17 protein-coding genes are annotated in these 20732 nt (G+C 67.9%); 5 read left to right on the top strand and 12 right to left on the bottom strand.

Annotated features, from left to right (window positions below):
- The first annotated feature begins 103 nt into the window (after window positions 1–103).
- Window positions 104–1213: a porin gene (locus IAG39_RS17740; protein WP_118934184.1), complete on the top strand. Its 1110-nt coding sequence runs from the start codon at window positions 104–106 to the stop codon at window positions 1211–1213.
- Between the two features lie 197 nt (window positions 1214–1410).
- Here IAG39_RS17740 and IAG39_RS17735 read toward each other — a convergent pair whose 3' ends face one another.
- From IAG39_RS17735 to IAG39_RS17710, 6 genes are all read right to left on the bottom strand, one after another.
- A complete protein-coding gene (locus tag IAG39_RS17735; RefSeq protein ID WP_118934186.1) occupies window positions 1411–2229 on the bottom strand; it encodes an RsiV family protein in 819 nt (272 codons plus the stop codon).
- Window positions 2230–2263: 34 nt separating this feature from the next.
- Window positions 2264–3040, bottom strand: a complete 777-nt coding sequence (locus IAG39_RS17730; protein WP_059380304.1) for a biotin/lipoate A/B protein ligase family protein — start codon at window positions 3038–3040, stop codon at window positions 2264–2266.
- On the bottom strand, window positions 3037–3312 hold the full coding sequence (locus IAG39_RS17725; RefSeq protein ID WP_013393496.1) for a lipoate protein ligase C-terminal domain-containing protein: 276 nt from the start codon (window positions 3310–3312) through the stop codon (window positions 3037–3039). Before IAG39_RS17725 ends, IAG39_RS17730 begins: the two co-directional genes overlap by 4 nt.
- A 30-nt stretch (window positions 3313–3342) precedes the next feature.
- The gene (locus tag IAG39_RS17720) at window positions 3343–3807 is read right to left on the bottom strand and encodes a GNAT family N-acetyltransferase (protein WP_059380303.1); all 465 of its coding nucleotides are present in this window, start codon (window positions 3805–3807) and stop codon (window positions 3343–3345) included.
- A gap of 10 nt (window positions 3808–3817) precedes the next feature.
- Window positions 3818–4519 carry a glutathione binding-like protein gene (locus IAG39_RS17715; protein ID WP_059380302.1) on the bottom strand — a complete coding sequence of 234 codons (702 nt, stop codon included), beginning with the start codon at window positions 4517–4519 and terminating at the stop codon, window positions 3818–3820.
- Window positions 4520–4667: 148 nt separating this feature from the next.
- On the bottom strand, window positions 4668–5573 hold the full coding sequence (locus tag IAG39_RS17710) for a DMT family transporter (protein ID WP_059380301.1): 906 nt from the start codon (window positions 5571–5573) through the stop codon (window positions 4668–4670).
- A 122-nt stretch (window positions 5574–5695) separates the two neighbouring features.
- Here IAG39_RS17710 and IAG39_RS17705 point away from each other — a divergent pair, with 122 nt between their 5' ends.
- Window positions 5696–6163 (top strand): Lrp/AsnC family transcriptional regulator, encoded by a 468-nt coding sequence (locus tag IAG39_RS17705; RefSeq protein WP_059380300.1) that lies wholly within the window; start codon window positions 5696–5698, stop codon window positions 6161–6163.
- A gap of 8 nt (window positions 6164–6171) precedes the next feature.
- Here the strand turns inward: IAG39_RS17705 and IAG39_RS17700 are convergent, their stop codons facing one another.
- From IAG39_RS17700 to IAG39_RS17685, 4 genes are all read right to left on the bottom strand, one after another.
- Window positions 6172–6663: a glutathione peroxidase gene (locus IAG39_RS17700; RefSeq protein ID WP_059380299.1), complete on the bottom strand. Its 492-nt coding sequence runs from the start codon at window positions 6661–6663 to the stop codon at window positions 6172–6174.
- A 9-nt stretch (window positions 6664–6672) separates the two neighbouring features.
- Window positions 6673–7878, bottom strand: a complete 1206-nt coding sequence (locus tag IAG39_RS17695; protein ID WP_059380298.1) for an MFS transporter — start codon at window positions 7876–7878, stop codon at window positions 6673–6675.
- 71 nt (window positions 7879–7949) lie between these two features.
- The gene (locus IAG39_RS17690; protein ID WP_118934188.1) at window positions 7950–9146 is read right to left on the bottom strand and encodes a DUF1501 domain-containing protein; all 1197 of its coding nucleotides are present in this window, start codon (window positions 9144–9146) and stop codon (window positions 7950–7952) included.
- A gap of 33 nt (window positions 9147–9179) precedes the next feature.
- Entirely contained in the window at window positions 9180–10715 is a 1536-nt protein-coding gene (locus tag IAG39_RS17685; protein WP_118934190.1) for a DUF1800 domain-containing protein, read from the bottom strand.
- 235 nt (window positions 10716–10950) lie between these two features.
- Between IAG39_RS17685 and IAG39_RS17680 the strand changes: the two genes are divergently transcribed.
- On the top strand, window positions 10951–11283 hold the full coding sequence (locus IAG39_RS17680; protein ID WP_118934194.1) for a hypothetical protein: 333 nt from the start codon (window positions 10951–10953) through the stop codon (window positions 11281–11283).
- A gap of 38 nt (window positions 11284–11321) precedes the next feature.
- On the opposite strand, the gene IAG39_RS17675 is transcribed toward IAG39_RS17680, so the two are convergent.
- Together IAG39_RS17675 and phrB are read right to left on the bottom strand one after the other, a co-directional pair.
- On the bottom strand, window positions 11322–12281 hold the full coding sequence (locus IAG39_RS17675) for a PAS domain-containing protein (RefSeq protein ID WP_118934196.1): 960 nt from the start codon (window positions 12279–12281) through the stop codon (window positions 11322–11324).
- A gap of 122 nt (window positions 12282–12403) precedes the next feature.
- On the bottom strand, window positions 12404–13822 hold the full coding sequence (gene phrB / locus IAG39_RS17670) for a deoxyribodipyrimidine photo-lyase (protein ID WP_187774044.1): 1419 nt from the start codon (window positions 13820–13822) through the stop codon (window positions 12404–12406).
- 282 nt (window positions 13823–14104) lie between these two features.
- On the opposite strand from phrB, the gene IAG39_RS17665 reads away from it, so the two are divergent.
- Window positions 14105–15553 (top strand): CoA transferase, encoded by a 1449-nt coding sequence (locus tag IAG39_RS17665; RefSeq protein ID WP_118934372.1) that lies wholly within the window; start codon window positions 14105–14107, stop codon window positions 15551–15553.
- A gap of 433 nt (window positions 15554–15986) precedes the next feature.
- Window positions 15987–20690, top strand: coding sequence for an Ig-like domain-containing protein (locus IAG39_RS17660; protein ID WP_165867955.1), 4704 nt, complete (start codon window positions 15987–15989; stop codon window positions 20688–20690).
- Window positions 20691–20732: the final 42 nt, after the last annotated feature.

Genomic DNA, 20732 nt, shown 5'->3' with positions numbered 1-20732 from the left:
CACATTGCGTCCCTAGAATTCGTTCCTGCCATGCGCCGAGCGCGCCGCACGCGATGCGTGCCAGCCCGGATGCGCATGTCTGTTCAATCAATGGGAATTTGCAATGAAAAAGACTTTGTTCGTCACCGCGATGCTGGCTGCCTTCGGCGCAACGGCGCAAGCGGAAACCTCGGTGACGCTCTACGGCCTGATCGATACGGGTATCGGCTACCAGCGCATCAAGGGCGACGGTTACCATGAGTCCAAGGTTGGCATGGTCAATGGCGTGTCCAGCGGTTCGCGCTGGGGCCTGCGCGGCGCCGAGGACCTGGGCGATGGCCTGAGCGCCGTGTTCACGCTGGAAAGCGGTTTCAACTCGGCCAACGGCACGTCGGGCCAAAACAGCCGCCTGTTCGGCCGCCAAGCCACCATCGGCCTGAAGAGCACCTCGTGGGGCCTTCTGGAACTGGGTCGTCAGACCAACATCGCCTCGAAGTACTTCGCCGCGATCGATCCGTTCGGCGGCAGCTACGGCCAGGCCAACGTCGGCGTGGCCTTCAGCGCCGCCAACACGGTCCGCTACGACAACATGGTGCAGTACTCGACGCCGTCGTTCAGCGGCCTGCAGTTCGGCATCGGCTATTCGTTCAATGCTTCCGACACGACCACCGCGCAGACCGGCTTCAAGACCGCCGACAACACCCGCGCCATCACCACCGGCCTGCGCTATGTCAGCGGCCCGGTGAACGTGGCGCTGACGTATGACCAGCTGAACCCGGCGAACCAGTTGAACGCCGACGCCACGCCCAAGTCGTGGATGATCGGCGGTTCGTACGATTTCGAAGTGCTGAAGCTGGCGCTGGCCTACGGCCAGACGCGTGACGGCTGGTTCACCGGCCAGGGCGCCAATGCCTTCGGCAGCGGCAGCCCCACGGCCAAGGGTTTTGGCACCAACGTCGCGGTGTCGGGCTTCAAGGCCAATTCCTACCTGGTGGGCCTGAGCGTGCCGATCGGCGGCGCCAGCAACCTCCTGGCGTCGTGGCAGCGCGCCGACACGGACAGCACCAAGCTGACCGGCGACGACGCCACCATGAACATCTACAGCCTGGGCTACACCTACAACCTGTCCAAGCGCACCAACCTGTACGCCTTGGGTTCGTATGCCACCAACTTCGCGTTCACCGACGGCGTGAAGAGCACGGTGGCCATGGTGGGCGTGCGTCACCGCTTCTAAGACGAGAGGCGCGCAAGGGCGGCGCGTGGGCGCCGTCCTGCCGCCGCGGTTGCACTGAGCGGACTGGGCGTCTTACCCGGCCACAGACGCGAAAAAAGCGGCCACCTCCCTAGCTCCATCCTCAGTCCGCTCAACCGAACCCCGGTTCGCTGCCGCAGGGAGCGCCCGCGCAGGCCGCGGGCGCTTCCGGGGGCGGCCTACGAAGCCGGCAGCAGTTCCGGCTTCAGGATCCCGCGCAGTTCCGCATAGGGAATGCTCAGCTCGGGTTCGCCGTGCGAATACGGCGCGATGGAATAGGCGTCGTACTTGACCACGATGCCGTCGCGCGTCAACGCGTAGTTGTCGCTTTCCTGGAACGGCCACATCTTGTTGTAGGCCGCCGGATCGCGGCGCGCGTCCGGATTGCCGGCCAGCCACTTGGCGTGCGCCTGGCGCAGCGCCGCCACGTATTGCGGATGGCGCCCCGGTATCAAGGCTTCTTCCAGGCTCATCACGCGGCCGCGGCTGCGTTCCCAGTTCAGGTACTGGGTGGCCGGAATGCCGTGCGCGGCGCCGGTGATGAATTGTTCGGTGTGCAGTTCCACGGCCACGACGTCACCCACCGTGTCCTTCACGCTGGCCTTGAAATAGGTGGCGTCGCGCGGACGCGCGACCGACCAGAAATACTGCGTGTATTCGGACAGCGTGTCGTAAGGGCCGCGGCGGTTGGCGTCGGTGCCGGTCATGTAGGCCAGCACGTGGTCCACCAGCGCGGTCAGCTTGGGTATGCCTGGAAACGCGACGCTGTCGATTTCGATGCGGGGGCAATCGCCCTCGCAGCCCGGTTTGCTGGATGCCCACTTGATGCGCTCGGTGGACAGGTCGCCGACTTTTTCCGGCGTGGACGCCGAGGCCGGCGCCTGCGCGGCCAGGGTGATGTCGGCGGGCGGCGTGCTGCCGCAGCCCGCCAGCGCCAGCAGGGCCGCGCCCAGGATGAGACCGCTTATCGCGCCTTGCGGCGTGAATGTGCGACGCATTGAAACTACCTCCAGAAAATCGGGGCGCGGCCGTTCAGGGCACCACGCCGGTCCATTCGGGCGTGGAGAACTTCTCGGCCGCCTGCGCTTGCGCGCGCGCCAGCGTGTCGCTGCCTATCTGCCCGGGGGTGAGACGGTGCAGGCCGGCAAAAGTTTCCACCATGCGGTCAATGATCACTTCCCGCGCCAGCCCGGTCTGGGTGCGCAAGGGATCGACGCGCTTCTTGGCGCTGGTGGTGCCTTTGTCGGACAGTTTTTCGCGGCCGATGCGCAGGACCTCGACCATTTTATCCGCGTCGATGTCGTAGGACATGGTGACGTGGTGCAGCACCGCGCCGCCGCGGCGGGCCTGCGCCGCGCCGCCGATCTTGCCGATGTCCGAGGCGATGTCGTTGAGCGGCTGGTACCAGGCCTTGATGCCCAGGCCCTGCAAGGCGGTCAGCACCCAGGCGTCCAGGAAGGCGTAGGACTCCTGGAAGCTCATGCCGTGCACCAGCGCCTGCGGGGCGCTGAGCGAATAGGTGATGGAGTTGCCGGGCTCCATGAACATCGCGCCGCCGCCGCTGACGCGGCGCACGACCTGGATGCCGTGGCGGCGCGCGCCGTCGGGGTCGACTTCGTTCTTGAGCGATTGGAAGCGGCCGATCACGACCGCGGGCGCCGCCCATTCCCAGATGCGCAGGGTGGGCGGGCGCAGGCCGGCGCCGACCTCGTCGGTGATGACGGCGTCCAGCGCCATGTGCAGCACCGGGTCTTGCGGCCCTTCATGGATCAGTTGCCAGTCGTAGTCGTTCCAGTCGGTGCGCGTCATGCCAGCGCCCTCCGCAGCACCACGGCGACGGCCTCGGCCGAGAAGCCGAACATTTCGGCATCGGCGGGCAGCGCCGACTGCACGGCCAGCGCCAGTTCCAGTTCGCCGGCATCGGCCGGCAGGCCGTTCAGGCCGCTGTTGATGGCGTCCAGGGCCTCGGGCGGTTCAAGAAAAAAGTCGCCGCTGATGCGCACGTCGGCCAGGCGGCCGTCGCGCACTTCCAGATCCGCGACGACCAGTTTGCCGCCGGGGACTTTGTATTCGCCATGCATGGGCGTTCCTTCCAAATCAGTACTGAAAAACTACAGGCTGAGCTTCATGCCGTCGTGGCTGGCCTTGAAGCCCAGGCTCTCATAGAACCTGCGCGCATCGGGGCGGGCGCGGTCGGTGGTCAGCTGCACCAGGCTGCAGCCCTGGGTGCGGCATTGCTCGATCGCCCACTCGAACATCCTGCGTCCGAGGCCGGCGCCGCGCGAGGACGAGGCGATGCGCACGCTCTCGATCTGCCCGCGCCACTGGCCCAGCCGCGACAGGCCGGGTATGAACGATAACTGCAAACAGCCGACCAGTTGCGAGTCCTGCTCGACCACGGCCAGGAATTGATTGGAATCCTGGCCGATTGCGGCAAAGGCGGCAGCATAGCGCGGGTCCAGCGGCAGCGCGGGATTCTCGCGCGTGGCGCCGAGCTCGTCATCGGCCAGCAGGGCGACGATGCCCGGCAGATCCCCCAGGCGCGCGCGGCGGAAAACCAGTTGCGGGTCGGGCATGGCGGCTCCTTCAGCGGGCGGTGTTCTGGGCGGTCTGGCCGAACAGGATGCGGCGCGATTCCTCGTCGCTGACGGAGGGCGCCGTATTGATGGTGTCGGCCAGGGCATAGGCGCGCTGCGTGGCGGGGCGGGCCGCAATGGCGTCGAACCAACGCTTGAGGTGCGGGAACTCGTTCAGGTCCTGGCCCTGCTTGGCGTGCGGCACGATCCAGGGGTAGGCCGCCATGTCGGCGATGGAATAGTCGCCGGCGACGAATTCGCGGTCCGCCAGGCGCTTGTTCAATACGCCGTAGAGACGGTTGGTTTCCTTGACGTAGCGGTCGATGGCGTAAGGAATGCGCTCTTGCGCGTAGCCGGAAAAGTGGTGGTTCTGGCCGGCCATGGGACCCAGGCCGCCCATCTGCCAGAAGAGCCATTGCGACACTTCGGCGCGGCCGCGCAGGTCGGCGGGCAGGAAGCGGCCGGTCTTCTCGGCCAGGTACAGCAGGATGGCGCCCGACTCGAACAGCGAGATCGGCGCGCCGCCGCCGGCCGGGGCCTGGTCGACGATCGCCGGAATGCGGTTGTTCGGCGCGATCGCCAGGAACTCGGGCTTGAACTGATCGCCGCGGCCGATGTTCACCGGATGGATCTTGTAGGGCAGGCCGGTTTCTTCGAGGAACAGCGTGATCTTGTGGCCGTTGGGGGTGGTCCAGTAGTAGAGATCGATCATGGGATGTCCTGTGCGTTGCGCCGGCGGCGGCCGGCGCAGGGAAAAGCCATGATAGCGGGGCCGGGTTGGCGCCGGCCCCAATAACCGGGGGGCGGGTACGGGTTTGCCCCGGTGGCGGCCCGGGGCTTGCCCATGCCGCGGCCCGCATTCAGGCCGTGCCCGCGCGCGGCCGCCCCGGCAGGCGCCAGCTCCAGTTCAGGCTCACGCCCGCCGCCGCCAGGAAGATCATGGCCACGCCCGCGATCTGCGTGGCGTCCATGCGGTGTCCGTAGACCACGAAGTCCAGCAGGATGGCGACGGCGGGATAGATGAAGCTCAACGCGGCGGTGGACGTGGTCGGCAGCTTCTGGATGGCCGAGTACATCAGGATGTACATCAGGCAGGTGTGGATCAGCCCCAGCGCCACCAGATAGCTCCATTGCAGGGGCGCGGCGGGCAGGGCGTTGAAGTCCGCCATGGGCAGCAGCATCACCGCGCCCAGCGTCACCTGCACCAGCGCCAGCACCTGCGGCGGAATGTGCTTGAGCCGCTTGACGATGATGGCGGTGACGCCATAGAGCGCCGCCGCGCCCAGCCCCAGCATCAGCCCCGACAGGTAGGCCCGGCCGTCCGCGCCGCCCGCGTCGGACAGGCGCAGCACCAGCATCAGGCCGGCGAAGGCCAGCACGGACCAGGCCAGCTTGCCGCGCGTGGGCCGTTCGCCCAGGAACAGCACGCCCAGGCCGATCAGGAAGAAGGGCTGCACGTTGTAGACCGCGGTGGCCAGCGAAATGGACGCCAGCCGGTAGGCGGAAAACAGCAGCACCCAGTTCAGCACCAGCGCGGCGCCCGCGGCCAGGGCCAGCGCCAGCGTGCGGGCGGTGAACAGGCCCGGCTTGAGCAGGCCGCGCGCCCAGCAATACAGGAACAGGGAGAGGGCGCCGAACACGCAGCGGAAGAAAACCACGTTCCAGGCGCTTTGCCCCGACTCCAGCACAAACACGCCCAGGGTACCGGACAGGGTCATCGCCGCGGCCATCTGGGCCAGGCCCACGCGTTCTGATGAGGGATTCATGAGGGTTCTCCAGGGCCGTGCGGCCGCGATGTTCGATGGAGAAATTATCCCAGGCGGATCAAGCTGGTTATATGATGTTGATGTGGTGAATCGATTCCGAAACCTTTGTTTAGGTGGAATTTATGCAAAACGACCTAAAAAGTGAAAGCCCGGTCCTGGACGGCATCGACCGCCGCCTGGTGGAGACGCTGACGGCCAATGCGCGCACCACCACGGCCGACCTGGCGCGCCAGGTCGGGATGTCCGCGCCCAGCGTCGCGGACCGCTTGCGGCGGCTGGAAGAGTCGGGCGTGATCCGCGCCTATACCCTGGACGTGGACCCGGTGGCGCTGGGCTACGCGCTGGAGGCCATCGTCCGCATCCGCCCCTTGCCCGGGCAGCTACGCCACGTGGAAGGCCTGATCCAGGAAATCCCGGAATTCGTGGAATGCGACAAGGTAACGGGCGACGATTGCTTCATCGCCCGCGTGGTGCTGCGCTCGATCTCGCATCTGGACGGCATCCTGGAGCGCGTGACCGAATACGCCGAAACCAACACCGCCATCGTCAAGTCGCACACGGTGCGCCGCCGGTTGCCGCCGCTGCGCTGACGCGCGGCTCAGACCGGCGCGGACAGCGCCTTTTCGATGTCGTCCTTGATGCCGGCCGGCGTGTCGGTGGGCGCGTAGCGCTTGATGACCTGGCCGTCGCGGCCCACCAGGAACTTGGTGAAGTTCCACTTGATGCCCTCAGTGCCGAAGACGCCGGGCTTCTCGCCCTTGAGCCAGCGGTACAGCGGATGGGCGTCCTCGCCGTTGACGTTGATCTTGGCGTAGAGCGGGAAGGTGATGTCGTACTGCGTGCTGCAGAAATTGCGGATTTCGGCTTCGTCGCCGGGTTCCTGGTGGCCGAACTGGTCGCAAGGAAAGCCCAGCACCGCGAAGCCGTCGTCGTGGAACGAGCGGTAGAGTTCTTCCAGGCCGGCGTACTGCGGCGTGAAGCCGCATTTGGAGGCCACGTTCACCACCAGCAGCACGCGGCCGCGGTAGGTGTCCAGGGACTGTTCCGTGCCGTCGATGGCGCGGGCGGAAAAATCGTAGAGGGTGCTCATGCGGGCTCCTTAGGCGTCCGAACGCGAGGGCGTCAGCGCGCCGGCTTGTTGTCCAGCGAGTGTAGCCCCGGCGTCGCGGCCGTAGTAGCGCGTACCCCACAAGGTCAGCAGCAGGACGGCGGCGGTGATGCCGGCCGACATCCAGGGCAGGTCCGTCAGCGGCAGGCCGTGGCCCAGCGCCACGCTGCCCAGCCAGGCGCCGCCCGCATTGCCCAGGTTGAATGCGCCTTGATTGAGGGTCGACGCCAGGTTGGGCGCGTCGGCCGCCTGGTCCACGATCAGCGTCTGCAGCAACGGCACGACGGCAAAGCCCAGCACGCCCCAGATGAAGGTCATGACCAGCATGGGGGCCAGCGCGTGGATGGCCTGGCTGAGCGCAAGGAACACCAGCAGCAGGCCAATGAAGATGCGGCGCAACGACACTTCCAGGTTGCGGTCGCCCAGTTTGCCGCCCAGGGTGCTGCCCACCGTCAGCGCCACGCCGAAGAGCAGCAGCACGCCGGTGACGCCGCGTTCGGACACGCCGGTCACTTCGCGCAAGAGCGGCGCGATGTAGGTCAGCACGCAGAACAGCGCTGCGGAGGCAAGCACGCTGGCGGCCAGCGGCCAGACCACGCGCGCGTCGCGCAGCACCTTGAATTCGCGCAGGATGTTGCCGGGCTGCATGGGGATGCGCGCCGGCAGCCACGCAGCCAGCGCGGCCACGGCCAGCAAACCGATGCCGCTGACCACCCAGAACGTCGAGCGCCAGCCGGCCACCTGACCCAGCGCCGTGCCCAGCGGTACGCCCAGCACATTGGCCAGCGTCAGGCCGGTGAACATCAGCGCGATGGCGCTGGCGCGCTGGTTGCGCGCCACCAGGTCCGCGGCCACCACCGCGCCCAGGCCGAAGAAGGCGCCATGGCAGAACGCGGTGAACACGCGCGCGGCCATCAGCAAGCCGTAATTCGGCGCCAGCGCGCACAGCAGATTGCCCACCACGAAGGTGCTGGCCAGGCCGATCAGCGTGGCCTTGCGCGGCAGCCTGGCGGTAATGATGGCCATGATGGGCGCGCCGATCACCACGCCCATGGCGTAGCCGGTGATCAGCAGGCCGGCGATGTCGATGCTGACTTGAAGGTCCTGGGCGACGTTGGGCAGGAGGCCCATGATGACGAACTCGCTGGTGCCGATGCCGAAAGCGGCGGCGGCCAGCGCGATGAGGTGCAGGGGCATGGGAGAAGGGCCGGGACGAAAGGGAGGGCCGCGGCGGCAATGACTGGGCAAGGACGGAATTCTAGCGCAGGCTAGACCAGCTTCAGGTCCACGGGCGCGACGCCCGGAAACACCTGCGCCAGCCGCGCGCGGTCCAACCCGTACAGCCGCGAGAACAGGCCGGCGAACACGGCGCGGTACTCATTCAGCACGGGATAGTCGCGGTCCTGGAACAGGGTCTCGCGCTTGACCTCCACCTGGCGGCCCGCGATGCGTCCGCCGCGCACATTGCCGCCCATGATCCAGTAGACCGTGCCGTGGCCGTGATCGGTGCCCTTGTTGCCGTTCTCGCGGAAAGTGCGGCCGAATTCGCTGATGACCACGACCGTGGTCTGCTTCCAGGCCGGGCCCATGGCGTCGGCATAGGCGGCCAGCGCCCGGCCCAACTGGCCCAGGCGGTTCGACAACAGGCCGCTGGCGGCGCCCTGGCCGACGTGGGTGTCCCAGCCGCCGACGTCGACGAAACCCAGGTTGTAGCGGTCGGTCATGAAGCGCGCGATGCGGCGCGCCTCCTGTTCCAGCCTGTCGGCCGACACGGCGTTGCCGCTGGCGGCCTGCATTTCCGCGTCGATCTCCTCGCGCGCCGCGTCCATGACGCGCTGTCCCTCGGCGACCGAGGCATGCAGATCGGTGTTCCGGTACATGGACTCGATGACGCGGTTGTCGTCCGCCGTCAGCCGCGACTTGCGCGCGGCGCCGATCAGGTCGACGTTGGGCACGGGTTCGTCGCCGCGGAATATCTGCGGCACCTCGCTGGTGAATGCGGCGGGTCGGGTCCGGCCCGTGTTCAGCGTCGCCGCGAGCCGGTTCAGGAAGCCCGAACGGTAGTCGCCGCCCTTGCTCGCGCCTTGCCCCAGTTCGATGCTGTTCTGGGTTTCGAAATGGCTGCGGCTGGTGTCGTCGGTGCCGGCGAACGGCAGGAACGCGAGTTGGCGCCTTTCGTAGTAGGGCAGCAGGCTTTCGGCCAGTGCCGGGTGCAGGGCCCAGCCGTCGCTCAGGGGCAGGGCGGCGCCGGGGCCGCCGCCCGGGCGGGCAATGGCGATGTTGGGCCGGGATTCGTAATAGAAGTCGCTCGTGGCCGGCACCAGCAGGCTGGCGGCGTCGTAGGCGCCGCGCATGAAGACAAGCAGCAGGCGGTTGCCGGAAGCGGCGGGGGCGGCGTACAAGCGGCTGCTGCCCAGCGCCAGCGGTGCGGAGGCCATCAGTTGCAACAGGCGGCGGCGGTCCATGATCCGTTCCCTTGTTCTTGTCCTGCGGGCGCTTCAGCGGCGCATGAATTCAGGCGAGGCCAGCAGATAGAGGTTGGCGTCCCGGAACGATCCTGCTTGCGCGATGGCCTCGCGCGTGGCGGGCGACAGTCCGGCGAACAGGCCGTTGCCCTCGTTTGCCTTCAGCAGGTTCGGCAGGCGCGGCGGATTGGCCGGCGCGGCGCCGTCCTCCTGATACAGGGCCTTGGCCGCGCCAACCACCGCGCCGGCGACCTCGAAGCGCACGGCCATCTGCCCGGACCCGGACCAGTCCGCCTTGCCCATCGGATAGCCGTCAGGCGTCAGGCGCTGGTTCAGCGGCTGGCCGAGCTGCTTCAGCATACCCAGGCCCGGCTGGGGATTCAGGATCGGCGGCATGTCGCCATAGGCCAGCCGCAGCGACGAATAGACGTAGTGCACGGGATCCTTGAACACGCCGGTCTTGAGCGAGGCCGCGAACTCCGGCGACGCGAACAGCGTGCGCAGGGTGGCGGCGATGTCGCCGTCGGCGGCGAGGAAGGTCTTGCTCATCTTGCCGACCAGCGTCGCGGGCGGATTGTCGCCCACGAAGTAGGCGGCGAGCTTGCCGCTGACATGCCTGGCGGTAGCCGGGCTGCGGGCCAGCAGATCGGCCGCCTCGTCCACTTCCCGAATCCCGGCCGCGGCGATGCGATGGCCCAGGAACGTCTTGTCGCCCTGGTCGTGGCGCGCGGGGTTGAAGAGAAACAGTCCTTCCTGCACGACCTGCGCACGCCATTGCGGCCGGACCTTGGGCGGTTCGGGCTTGGCGGCGACGCCCATGCCGGTCAGGATGCGGGCCAGTTCCTGCACGTCGGCCTGCGTGTATCCGCCGCCCACGCCCAGCGTATGCAGTTCCATCAGCTCGCGCGCGTAGTTCTCGTTGATCTTGCCGGCGACATTCTGCGCATTGTCCAGATAGATCAGCATGGCAGGCGCGCGCATGGTGGCCTTCAGCAGGTCGCCGAACTTGCCCAGCGCATGCGGGCGGATGGCTTGGTCTTCGTATTGCGAAAGAAAGATGCCCACGTCGCCTTTCTGCAGGTCGATATTGAAGTGGTTCATCCAGAACCAGGTCATCTGGTCCTGCAACTGCCTGTCCGAATACAACGCGCGCCACACGGCGCGCTGGTTGACCTCCGCGGCCCGCTGCAGCGAAAACTGGCGGGCTTCGCGCATGGCTTTCTGCTGTTCGTCCGGCGGCAGCTTTTTGGCCGCGGCGCGCATGTCCAGCTGGGTCGCGCGCGCGTCCTCGTCGGAGCGCTGCGAGATCGAGAGCGCGTCGATGCGCTCCTGCACCGCCGGCGGCAGCTTGCCTTCGGCGGCGGGGCGCAGTTGCGCCTGCAGGTAGCGTTCGGGTCCCATCTTCTGGATGCGGGCCAGCTCGGCAGGAGTTGCGCCCCAGGTCACGCGGTTGACCAGGGCGGCTTCGCCCGTCCGGTTGTCGGGTTCCGCTTGAGCCAGCGCGGTCGCCGCCAGCGGCGGCAGGAGCAGGGGCGTGGCGCGCAGCAGGCGCAGGCACAAGAGCTTCATGGGGCGGATACCTTGCGGAAGGCAACTTGAGGTAAGACAGGATAGTCCCCAATGAATTCACCCCGGCCCGGCATTGAAACGCGCCGAAATGGGTTTCTGCGTGGACACCTGCGCGGATGTCCGCGCCATCCCGCCCATCTCCGCGCGCGGCGCGGGGCCTTTGCGCGGATCGCGGCGCGGCCGTCCTATCATGTGCGCATCGCAGCAATGCACGAGCGCCCGCAGGAGGCCGACCATGGAAGGAATGACCCAACGCCTGGAGGCGATGCTGGCCAAGGGCACGGACAACATGCTGTTGCGCTTTTCGCTGGGCAAGGCCTATGCGGAGCAAGACTGCTTCCGCGAGGCCGAGACCCATCTGCGCGCGGCGCTGGCGTTCGATCCCGCCTATTCGGTGGCCTGGAAATGGCTGGGCAAGGCTTGCCTGGGACAAGGCGACAAGGCCGGCGCGCGCGCCGCCTGGGAGTCAGGCTTGCAGGCCGCGCAGGCGCGCGGCGATCAGCAGGTGGTGAAGGAGTTGCAGGTGTTCATCAAGCGGCTGGACAAGGAGGCCGCGGCCGGCGGTTGACGCGCGGGCGCGGCGCGGGCCCATGCCGGGCAACAGGCCTAGGCGGCCGGGTGCGCAGGCCGCGGCTGGGCGCGCGCGATCCGCAATACTTCGATGGCGTGGCGCAGATCCTCTGTTTCGACCCGCTGCGCAACCGTTCCAGGCGCGTCCGCGATGCCGGTGTGCACGTCGCGGGCCAGTCCGACCAGGTTCCTGCGCGTGGCCTCCAGCGAGAACCTGAGCGCGCCGGTTTCATCGTCCGGATTGCCTGGCGCCAGCGGCGTGCCCAGATTGCCGGCGGCGATCTGCCGAGTGAAGTCGGTGGCCGTGTTCAGCAAGCCGGAAAGCGTGCGGGCGTAGGCCCAGCCCGAAGCGAAGATCAGGCAGACGCCGGCGGCCAGTACCGCAGCAGCCAAGGCCAGTTGTTCGATATTCAGATTGGCCGCCATGCCGTGCAGCGCGATGCCGCCAGCGGCCAGGAACAGCGCGGACGAAAGTCCCGCCCAGGCCAGCATGCGCGCGCGTATGCCCGACGCCCGCCAGTCGCGCAGACGCGCCAGCAGGCCTCCCGGCACGATCCGTCCCGCGCGCAATCGCAAGCCGCCGGTAATGCCGGTGCGCAGGCGCCGGTAGGCGCTGTCTGCCGTCTCGATCTGGGCGCGCGTCGGCTTTACGCGCACGCAGGCATAGCAGACGGTGACGCCGCGCTCCACCACCGGGGTGATGCTGGCCAGCGACCAATAGTGGCCGCCGTGCTTGCGCCGGTTCTTGATCACGCCCGTCCAGGACTGGCCGCGCTGTATCGTGCGCCACAGGTCGTCGTAGGCGGCCAGCGGCATGTCGGGATGGCGCATGGTGTCATGGCCCTTGCCCATCAGGTCCGCTTGCGTGTAGCCGCTGACCTCCAGGAAGGCGGGATTGGCGTAGATGATGCGGCCGCGCGCGTCGGTGCGGGTGATGAGGCACTGCTCGTCGTGCAGCGTGTATTCCTGGTCGTGGACCTGCGGATGGTCGCGCATGGCTGTGTCGTCCTGCGATCGGCGTTGGCGGGATGTCGCAGACCGATCATCCGGGACGCGGACGGAAGCGGCGTTGACCTAGGTCAAGCGCGGCCGACGTCGTTCCCGCCCGCGGCCAGCGCTCAGGCCGGCGGCAGCCCGCTGAACGCCTCCAGCGCGCGCAGCCGGCTCTGGGCCAGGTCGACAATGGGCAGAGGATAGCCAGCGGCGGCGCGCTCCATGGGGCTGGGATCATGGATGGCGCGGCTGTCCAGATGCGCCAGTTCCGGCAGCCATTCGCGCAGGAACACGCCGTCCGGATCGAACTTGCGCGACTGCGACAGCGGATTGAAGATGCGGAAGTAGGGTACGGCGTCCGCGCCCGTGGAGGCGCTCCATTGCCAGCCGCCGTTGTTGGCGGCGAGATCGCCGTCCACCAGCTGCGCCATGAACCAGGCTTCGCCCAGCCGCCAGTCGATCAGCAGGTTCTTGGACAGGAACATGGCCGTCACCATGCGCAGGCGATTGTGCATCCAGCCCAGCGCCAGCAACTGCCGCATGGCCGCGTCGACGATGGGAATGCCGGTCTGGCCCTGCTGCCAGGCATACAGGTCCTCCGGCGCGTCGCGCCACGGCACCGCGGCAGTTTCCGGCTTCATGGGCTGGTGCATGGACAGCACGGGGTAGGCGGCCAATAGATGCTGGTAGAACTCGCGCCATAGCAATTCGTTGATCCAGGTGGCGGCGCCGCGCTTGCCGCCTTCCACCTCGCCATGGTTGGCGGTCAGCGCGGCGCGCAAGGCCTGGCCCGGCGACAGCACGCCTGCCGCCAGATAGGGCGACAGGCAGCTGGTGGCGGGCAGCGAGGGAAAATCGCGTTCTTCCTGGTAAGCGTCAATGACGCCGTCGGCAAAGGCGTCGAGCCGTTCGCTGGCCGCGTGCTCCCCGGCAGGCCAGAGCGCGCGTACGGGCTCGGCGGGCGCGTCGAACCCTTCGAAGGCCGCGGGCAGCGGATCCGCCGGCCAGGGCGGCGGGGTCTGCGCGCGCGGGGCCGGCAGGGCGCGCAGCGGCGCCGTGCGCAGCCGTTCGCGGCAGGCGCGCGCGTAAGGGGTATAGACGCGGTAGCACTCGCCCTTGCCGGTCAGCACCGTGCCGGGCCGCAGCAGCGAAGCGCCATGATGCAGCGTCCAGTCCACATCCAGGGTCCGCAGGCGGGCGGCGACCGCGGCATCGCGGCGGCGTTCATTGACGGCCCATTCGGCGTTGACGTGAACCTGGCCGATGGCGTGGTCGCGGCAGAAAGCGGCCAGCGCGTCCGGCGCCTCGCTCCAGTCATGCACCGTCAGCAGCCGCAGCGGAATGCCCTGGCGGCCAAGCTCGCGCGAAAGTTCGCGCAGATTGCGCAGCCAGAAATCGACCTTGGCCGGCGCGTCGCCATGCAGCCGCCATTGGCCGGGCGCGGCCAGGAACAGGGCGGTGACCGTGCCGGCTTCGGCGGCGGCGGCCAGGGCAGGGTTGTCATGCGCGCGCAGGTCTGTGCGCAGCCAAAGCAGCGTGTTCATGGGCGGTCCAGGGCAGGGGGCGGCGAGGCTGGCATTCTATATTGCGCCCGCCGCGCGGACGCGCCGGCAGACCGGTCTTGGAAGACGATGTAAAAACTACGAGTAGATGTGTCCTGGCCTGCCCAGGCCGGCGCCGCCGGCCTCGCGGGGGAAAGCGCTCGGCGCGGCCGGATCGCGGCGCTTTGCGGTCAAACCATGAAACACGCTGGCGCGCCACGGATATTGACGCGGCCTGGACCCCGCCATGTAATTCAAATAAACGACTAGAGCAAGATGAACGCTATGGGAAATCTGATGGACCTACGCCCGTCTTTTCTGAGGGGCCGCACACCCGCAGGCAACGCGTCCCGCGACGTCTTGCAAAAGCTCTGGCGCTCGGTGGATCTGCCCGACGAATCGCTGGAGCACGTGGTGTTGACTGGCGCCGATCCGGTAGTCCCATCGTCCTTCGCCGTCGGCGCCGCGGCGCAGACCAGCCTGGCCGCGGCCGCGCTGGCCGCGGCGGAAATCTGGAATTTGCGCGGCGGCGCCAGGCAGCAGGTCGCCGTCGACATGCTGCACGCGGCGCAGGAATGCCGCAGCCACTACACGATCAACGGCATCACGCCCAATCCCTGGGACCCCATCACCGGGCTGTATCGCTGCGGAGACGGGGGCTGGGTCCGCATCCACGCCAATTTCGCCCATCATCGCGATGGCGCGCTGGCGCTGCTGGGCTGTCCGGCTGGCGAAGACACCACCCGCGCCATGGTCGAGCGCGCCTTGAGCCGCTGGAAGGCCTTGGACTTCGAACAGGTGGCCGCCGACGCGGGGCTGCCCGTGGCCGCCATGCGCAGCTTCGACGAATGGGACCGCCATCCCCAAGCCCTGGCGGTGGCCGCCCAGCCTCTGCTGACCATCGAGCGCATCGGCGAAGCCGATCCACGGCCCTGGCCCAAGTACGGCAACGGCGCCCGGCCGCTCAAGGATATCCGCGTGCTGGACCTGACCCGCATCATCGCCGGACCGGTCTGCGGACGGGCGCTGGCGGCGTACGGCGCCGACGTGATGCTGCTCAACTCCCCGCATCTGCCCAACATCGACAACATCATCGACACCAGCCGCGGCAAGTTGTCGGTGCTGGCCGATCTGGATACGGCCGACGGCCGCATCGCGCTGGGCAACCTGTTGCGCAGCGCGCACGTGTTCGTGCAGGGCTACCGCCCTGGCGGCCTGGCCGCGCTGGGCTTCGGCCCGCAGGACGCGGCGCGCCTGCGTCCGGGCATTGTCTACGTGTCCTTGACCGCCTATGGCGACAAGGGCCCATGGGCTGGCCGCCGCGGCTTCGATTCCCTGGTGCAGACCGCCACGGGCTTCAACCACGCGGAGGCGCAGGCCGCGGGCCAGGACGCGCCCAAGCCCATGCCCATGCAGATCCTGGATCATGCCTCGGGCTACCTGATGGCGTTCGGCGCGCAAGCCGCGCTGGCGCGCCAAGCGACCGAAGGCGGCAGCTGGCATGTGCGCGTGTCGCTGGCGCAGACCGCGCATTGGCTGCGCGGCCTGGGCCGCGTCGAGGGCGGCTTGGCCTGTCCGATGCCAGGTTTCGAGGGCCTGCTGGAAACCGAGCCCTCTGGCTTTGGCGAGCTGGTGGCGCTGCGCCACGCCGCGCAGTTCTCCGATACGCCGGCCCGTTGGACGCGTCCGTCCAGCCCGCCCGGCACGCATCCGCCGGTCTGGCCGTTCAACTAGGAAGGCCGGCTCAGCCTGCGCACCCCGTGCTCAGCCTTGGCTGAGCCGTCCCCATCACTCTGCAACACGAGTCCGCCCGATGCTGCCATGCGCGCAGTCATCGGGTTTTCTGTTATGGAATAAAGAAATTACATATTGATATCAACAGTTATATAAATAGCATGTCGTCATATTTTGTCATTATTAAGTAACAAGAATCCCGGGGCGTGATTGCTTTGAGCGCTGGCAGGACTTCGTCCTGCATATGACTCAGAACGAATCCGCCAATGCCGCACTTCAGTAGTTTGGCGGCTCTGCCTGGTTGGCGCATTGCCCGCCCGCGGGATTCCTATCAGACAAGGTCATGACGATGCTGAAGCCATCCAAGGCACACGCTTGGTGCAGAGCGGCTGCGCGCCAAGTCAGAAAGGCGCTCTGCACGGCGCTTTCCGGTTTGCTGCTGTTCCAGGGGTGCACCGCGCCGCTGGCCGGCGAACAACGCCAGCCGTTCCCCGGCGCCGAAGGCCGCGCCGCATCCGCCAGCGTTGCAGTTCAGGACGGAGATCGGGCGAAGGATCCAGGCGCGGCCGCAGCGAACGCGCCGATCCCCGCAGGCATGGAGCCCGCGCCCGATCTGGAAGGGCGCCCCTTGCCCGCCAATCCCAATCAAATGGCAAGCGCGGACGCCAGGTCGACGGCCAGCGGCAAGGCCGTCGGCGTCGCCAAGCAGGCTGCGGAAAGCTGGCTGGGCCAGTTCGGCACCGCCAGGCTGGACCTGTTGGGCAACTTCCACGGCGCAGGCCTCGACATGCTGTTCCCGCTCCACGATTCTGGGACGGGTCTGATTTTTTCCCAGTTCGGCGCGCGGCGGACCAACCTGCTGCAAGAGTCCTACCGGACCACGGTCAACCTCGGGCTGGGCTACCGCCATTTCGGCGACGGCTACATGGTCGGCGGCAACGCCTTCCTGGACCAGGACGTGTCGCGCGGCCACCGGCGGCTGGGTCTGGGCGGCGAATGGTGGGCGGACTATCTGAAGCTCAGCATGAACGGCTACTTCCGGCTGAGCGACTGGAAGCGTTCGCCCGACGCGCGGGACTATCAGGAACGTCCGGCCAGCGGCTGGGATATCCGGACCGAAGGCTATCTGCCGCAGTATCCGCAGCTGGGCGGCAAGCTGATGTTCGAGAAGTACTACGGCGAAGAGGTCGGGCTGTTCGGCGCCAGCAACCGGCAACGCAACCCCAGCGCCTGGACCCTGGGCGTTTCCTATACGCCGGCGCCGCTGGTCACGCTGGGCCTGGACCATCGCATGGGGCAGGGCGGGCAGTCCGACACCAGCTTCAAGCTGGGCCTGAAGTACGCGCTCGGCGTGCCATTGGCCAAGCAGTTGCAGCCGGGCGAAGTCGCGCGCAGCCGCAAGCTCGCCGGCATGCGCATGGATCTGGTGGAACGCAACAACGAAATCGTCCTGGAATACAAGAAGAACGATCCCATGACGATACAGTTGCCGGCGGCCGCTTCCGGGTATCCGCAGACGGTCGTCAGTTTCCCGGTAACGCTGGCGGGCGCGGATGCCGCGCCCAGGATCGAATGGTCCGGTTCCGCGGCGCCGTTTGCGATGCCATACAGCGGCGGCGCATCCGCATCGCTGACGCTGCCGGACTACCGCAGCGGCGGCGTCAACAGCTATCAGCTGATGGCGTCCGCCACCGATGCGCATGGCCGCAGGATCCGTTCCAACATCATGAATGTCAGCGTCAATCCGCTCAGCGTCAGCGTGGTCCGCTCCAAGGCCGCCGCCATGGCGGACGGCGTCGACAGCGTCAGGTTCACGGCCCAGGTTCGCGGCATTCAGGCCGAACCCATGGCGGGGCGCATCGTCACATGGGCTGTGCAGGGACCAGGCACGATCCAGGAGTCCTCGGACCGCACCGACGCCGATGGCATGGCGTATGCCCTGGTCAGCAGCACTGCCGCGGGCATGATCGGGGTCGAGGCGATGGAAGAGCACGGGTTCAAGGGCAGGAGCGAGGCGGAGTTCCTTGAAGCGCCGAGCGCGGCCAGCGTGGCGCAGCTCGTTGCGGAGCCCGCGTCCATTCTTGCAAACGGCAGGGACAAGACGGTACTGAAGGCGACGGTCAAGGACGGCAAGGGCAATGCGGTAGGCGCGGGCGTGGCGGTGAGCTGGACTGCCACCGGCGGGCGGCTTTCCAGCAACAGCAGCAATACCGACGCGAACGGCATCGCCGTGGTGGAACTGCTGTCCGCCACCGTTCCAGGCGTTGCGGCCATCACCGCCAAGGCCGGCCCCCAGGATCCGGGAAAGACGGGGTCCGTTGCCTTCCTGCTCGATGCATCCGAGGCCCAGGTGCTGCGGCTCACGCCAAGCAAGACTACCGCCTTGGCCGACGGTCTGGACACGGTGACCTTTACCGCCACCGTGGCGGATGGCCGCGGCAATCCGGCAGGGGCGGGCATCGCCGTCAACTGGAGCGCCAGCCTGGGCATGTTGGGCGCCGCTTCCAGCAACACCGACGCGAGCAGCCAGGCCACAGTCGTGCTGACCGCGCCGACCGCGGCTGGCGCGGCGACGATCACTGCCCGCGCCGCAAGCGGCGACCCGGGCAAGACCGCCGCGGTTGCCTTCATCGCGGACGCCGCGACCGCGCGCGTTGTCCAGCTCACGCCCAGCCAGGCCAGAGGCACGGCCAATGGCGCGGATGCCGTGGTTTTCACCGCCATGGTCGAAGATGGCCGCGGCAATCCGGTGGGGGCGGGCGTCACCGTCAACTGGAGCGCCAGCCTGGGGACGCTCGCCGTTACCAGCGTCACCAATGCCAGCGGCCAGGCTTCGGCCTTGCTGATCGCGCCTATCGTTCCCGGCACGGCGACCGTCACTGCCCGGGCGGCGGCTGGCGATGCCGGCAAGACCGCCTCGGCCGTGTTCGCGGCGGACGAACTGAGGGCCCGCGTGGCCGCACTCAGCCCAAGCAAGATCACCGGCCTGGCCAATGGCACCGACACCGTCACGCTCACGGCCACGATCGATGATGGCCGCGGCAATCCGGTGGGGGCGGGCATCGTGGTCAATTGGAGCGCCGATCGGGGCACGATAGGCGCTTCCAGTATCACCAATGCCAGCAGTCAGGCCACTGTCGTCCTGACCGCGCCTACCGCGACCGGCGCGGCGACTGTCACCGCCAAGTGCGCGCCGGCCCGCCAGGCGAAGAGCGCCGGCGGAGATCCGGGCAAGACCGCCGCCATCGATTTCATCGCTGACGCCTCCAGCGCCCACGTCATCGAGCTGGCCGCGGGCAAGACCGACGCGGTGGCCAACGGCGCCGACACCGTGACCCTCCGGGCCGTCGTCGTCGACAGGCAAGGCAATCGGGTCGGCGCAGGTGTGACCGTCAACTGGAGTACAAGTCTGGGCCAGCTCCAGACGGCCACCACGACCGATAGCAAGAGCGAAACCACGGCCGTTCTGATTGCGCCGACTTCCACGGGCGTCGCGACGGTTACCGCCAAGGCCGCGGGCGGCGATGCGGGGCAGGTTGTGTCCGTCACCTTCATGGCCGACGCGTCGACCGCCCGCGTGGCGACAGTCGCGGCGAGCAAGACGAGCGGCTTGGCCGATGGCATGGATACCGTGACCTTCACGGCCACGGTTGCGGACGCCAAAGGCAATCCGGTGGGGGCGGGCGTCGCGGTCAACTGGGGGGCCAGCCTGGGCAAGCTGGCTGCGACGGTCAGCAAGACCGACGCCCATAGCCAAGCCTCGGTTGTATTGACCGCGCCGACCGCTGTGGGCACTGCGAGCGTCAACGCCCGGGCCGCGGGCGGCGACGCGGGCCAGACCGCCACGATAGCCTTTGTGGCCGATGCCTACAGCGCGCGCGTGGTGAGTTTGGCAATTAGTAGCGGTAGGACGACGGTACGGGCCAACGGTACAGACACTGTCTTCCTCTGGGCCTATGTGAAGGACGCCAGGGGCAATCGCGTGGCGGGGGCCACCGTCGACTGGGCCGCCAGCATAGGCAGCCTGGATAGTGCTACGAGCGTCACCGACGCCCAGGGCGAGGCCCAGGTCAAGCTGGTGTCGACGGTCGCCGCTCGGGTTTTGACGAGGGCCCGGGTAGGAACGGCGGATCCGGGCAGGACCTCGCTCGTCTTCTTCGAGGCCGACCCCACCAGCGCCCGCGTGGTCGCGCTCACCCAAAGCAAGACCAACGGCGTTGCCGACGGCGCCGATACGGTGAGCTTTACCGCCACGGTACAGGACGCATACGGCAATCCGATGATTGGGTGGAACAGCAACGGCTATGCAATGGGTGGCGACATGGTTGTCAACTGGACCGCGTCCGGCGGCACGCTGGCCGATGCTGTCAGCAGGCCCGACGCCAGCGGCAAGGCCACGATGGTACTGACCGCGCCGAAGGCTGCCGGCAACGTAAATGTCACCGCCGCGGCCTCGGGGCGGGACGCGGGCAGGGTAGCCAGCGTGACCTTTGCGCCCGCTACGCCCAGCACCCGCGTTGGCAGCGCCTCGGCCAGCAAGACCAGCATCGTAGCCAATGCTCGCGACACCGTGGTCTTCACGGCGGTGGTGCTGGACGGTAACGGCCGTTCAGGAGGCGCAGGTCATGTGGTCAACTGGAGCACCGATCTCGGCACGCTGGAAGCGTCATCCACCAGAACCAACGCGCAGGGCGAGGCCACTGTCGTGCTGACGGCGGGAAAGCTTGCGGGGTACGCCACGGTGACGGCCAAGACGGGTGCAGACGATTCGGGCCGGACCTTCCGCGTGGCCTTGACCGCGGATCCCATCACCGCCCGCGTCGCCTCCCTGGCCAGCAGCAAGACCTCCGCTCGGGCCGACGGCCAGGAGAAGCTGATCCTCAAGGCGACCGTCAAGGATGCCAACGGCAATCTGGAGGTCGCGGGCGTCACGGTCAACTGGCGGACCAACCTCGGGGCGCTGCTCTCGGCTACCAGCAGCACCGACGACTATGGCGTTGCCACGATGGAACTGCGCGCGCCAGTCTCTCCAGGTACCGCCGTGCTTACCGCGAGGGCCATTGCGGCGGATGCGGGCAAGACCATACGCGTCACGTTCAGTTCGGGTACGGCCCTGGTGCCGCCGCCGCAGCCATGAACACCTCAGCTCCATGCGGTCGGCGCTTGCGGCGCGTCCGTC

The organism is Achromobacter xylosoxidans, from assembly GCF_014490035.1.
Classification (GTDB): domain Bacteria; phylum Pseudomonadota; class Gammaproteobacteria; order Burkholderiales; family Burkholderiaceae_B; genus Achromobacter; species Achromobacter bronchisepticus_A.
Note: the sequence above shows the minus strand (reverse complement) of the source record. Positions and strands in the feature narration are given on the sequence as shown.

Excerpts from the sequence above, each read along its gene's own strand:
- IAG39_RS17740 (WP_118934184.1), top strand. The coding sequence starts at position 104 with ATGAAAAAGACTTTGTTCGTCACCGCGATGCTGGCTGCCTTCGGCGCA.
- IAG39_RS17735 (WP_118934186.1), bottom strand. The coding sequence starts at position 2,229 with ATGCGTCGCACATTCACGCCGCAAGGCGCGATAAGCGGTCTCATCCTG.
- IAG39_RS17730 (WP_059380304.1), bottom strand. The coding sequence starts at position 3,040 with ATGACGCGCACCGACTGGAACGACTACGACTGGCAACTGATCCATGAA.
- IAG39_RS17725 (WP_013393496.1), bottom strand. The coding sequence starts at position 3,312 with ATGCATGGCGAATACAAAGTCCCCGGCGGCAAACTGGTCGTCGCGGAT.
- IAG39_RS17720 (WP_059380303.1), bottom strand. The coding sequence starts at position 3,807 with ATGCCCGACCCGCAACTGGTTTTCCGCCGCGCGCGCCTGGGGGATCTG.
- IAG39_RS17715 (WP_059380302.1), bottom strand. The coding sequence starts at position 4,519 with ATGATCGATCTCTACTACTGGACCACCCCCAACGGCCACAAGATCACG.
- IAG39_RS17710 (WP_059380301.1), bottom strand. The coding sequence starts at position 5,573 with ATGAATCCCTCATCAGAACGCGTGGGCCTGGCCCAGATGGCCGCGGCG.
- IAG39_RS17705 (WP_059380300.1), top strand. The coding sequence starts at position 5,696 with ATGCAAAACGACCTAAAAAGTGAAAGCCCGGTCCTGGACGGCATCGAC.
- IAG39_RS17700 (WP_059380299.1), bottom strand. The coding sequence starts at position 6,663 with ATGAGCACCCTCTACGATTTTTCCGCCCGCGCCATCGACGGCACGGAA.
- IAG39_RS17695 (WP_059380298.1), bottom strand. The coding sequence starts at position 7,878 with ATGCCCCTGCACCTCATCGCGCTGGCCGCCGCCGCTTTCGGCATCGGC.
- IAG39_RS17690 (WP_118934188.1), bottom strand. The coding sequence starts at position 9,146 with ATGGACCGCCGCCGCCTGTTGCAACTGATGGCCTCCGCACCGCTGGCG.
- IAG39_RS17685 (WP_118934190.1), bottom strand. The coding sequence starts at position 10,715 with ATGAAGCTCTTGTGCCTGCGCCTGCTGCGCGCCACGCCCCTGCTCCTG.
- IAG39_RS17680 (WP_118934194.1), top strand. The coding sequence starts at position 10,951 with ATGGAAGGAATGACCCAACGCCTGGAGGCGATGCTGGCCAAGGGCACG.
- IAG39_RS17675 (WP_118934196.1), bottom strand. The coding sequence starts at position 12,281 with ATGCGCGACCATCCGCAGGTCCACGACCAGGAATACACGCTGCACGAC.
- phrB (WP_187774044.1), bottom strand. The coding sequence starts at position 13,822 with ATGAACACGCTGCTTTGGCTGCGCACAGACCTGCGCGCGCATGACAAC.
- IAG39_RS17665 (WP_118934372.1), top strand. The coding sequence starts at position 14,105 with ATGGGAAATCTGATGGACCTACGCCCGTCTTTTCTGAGGGGCCGCACA.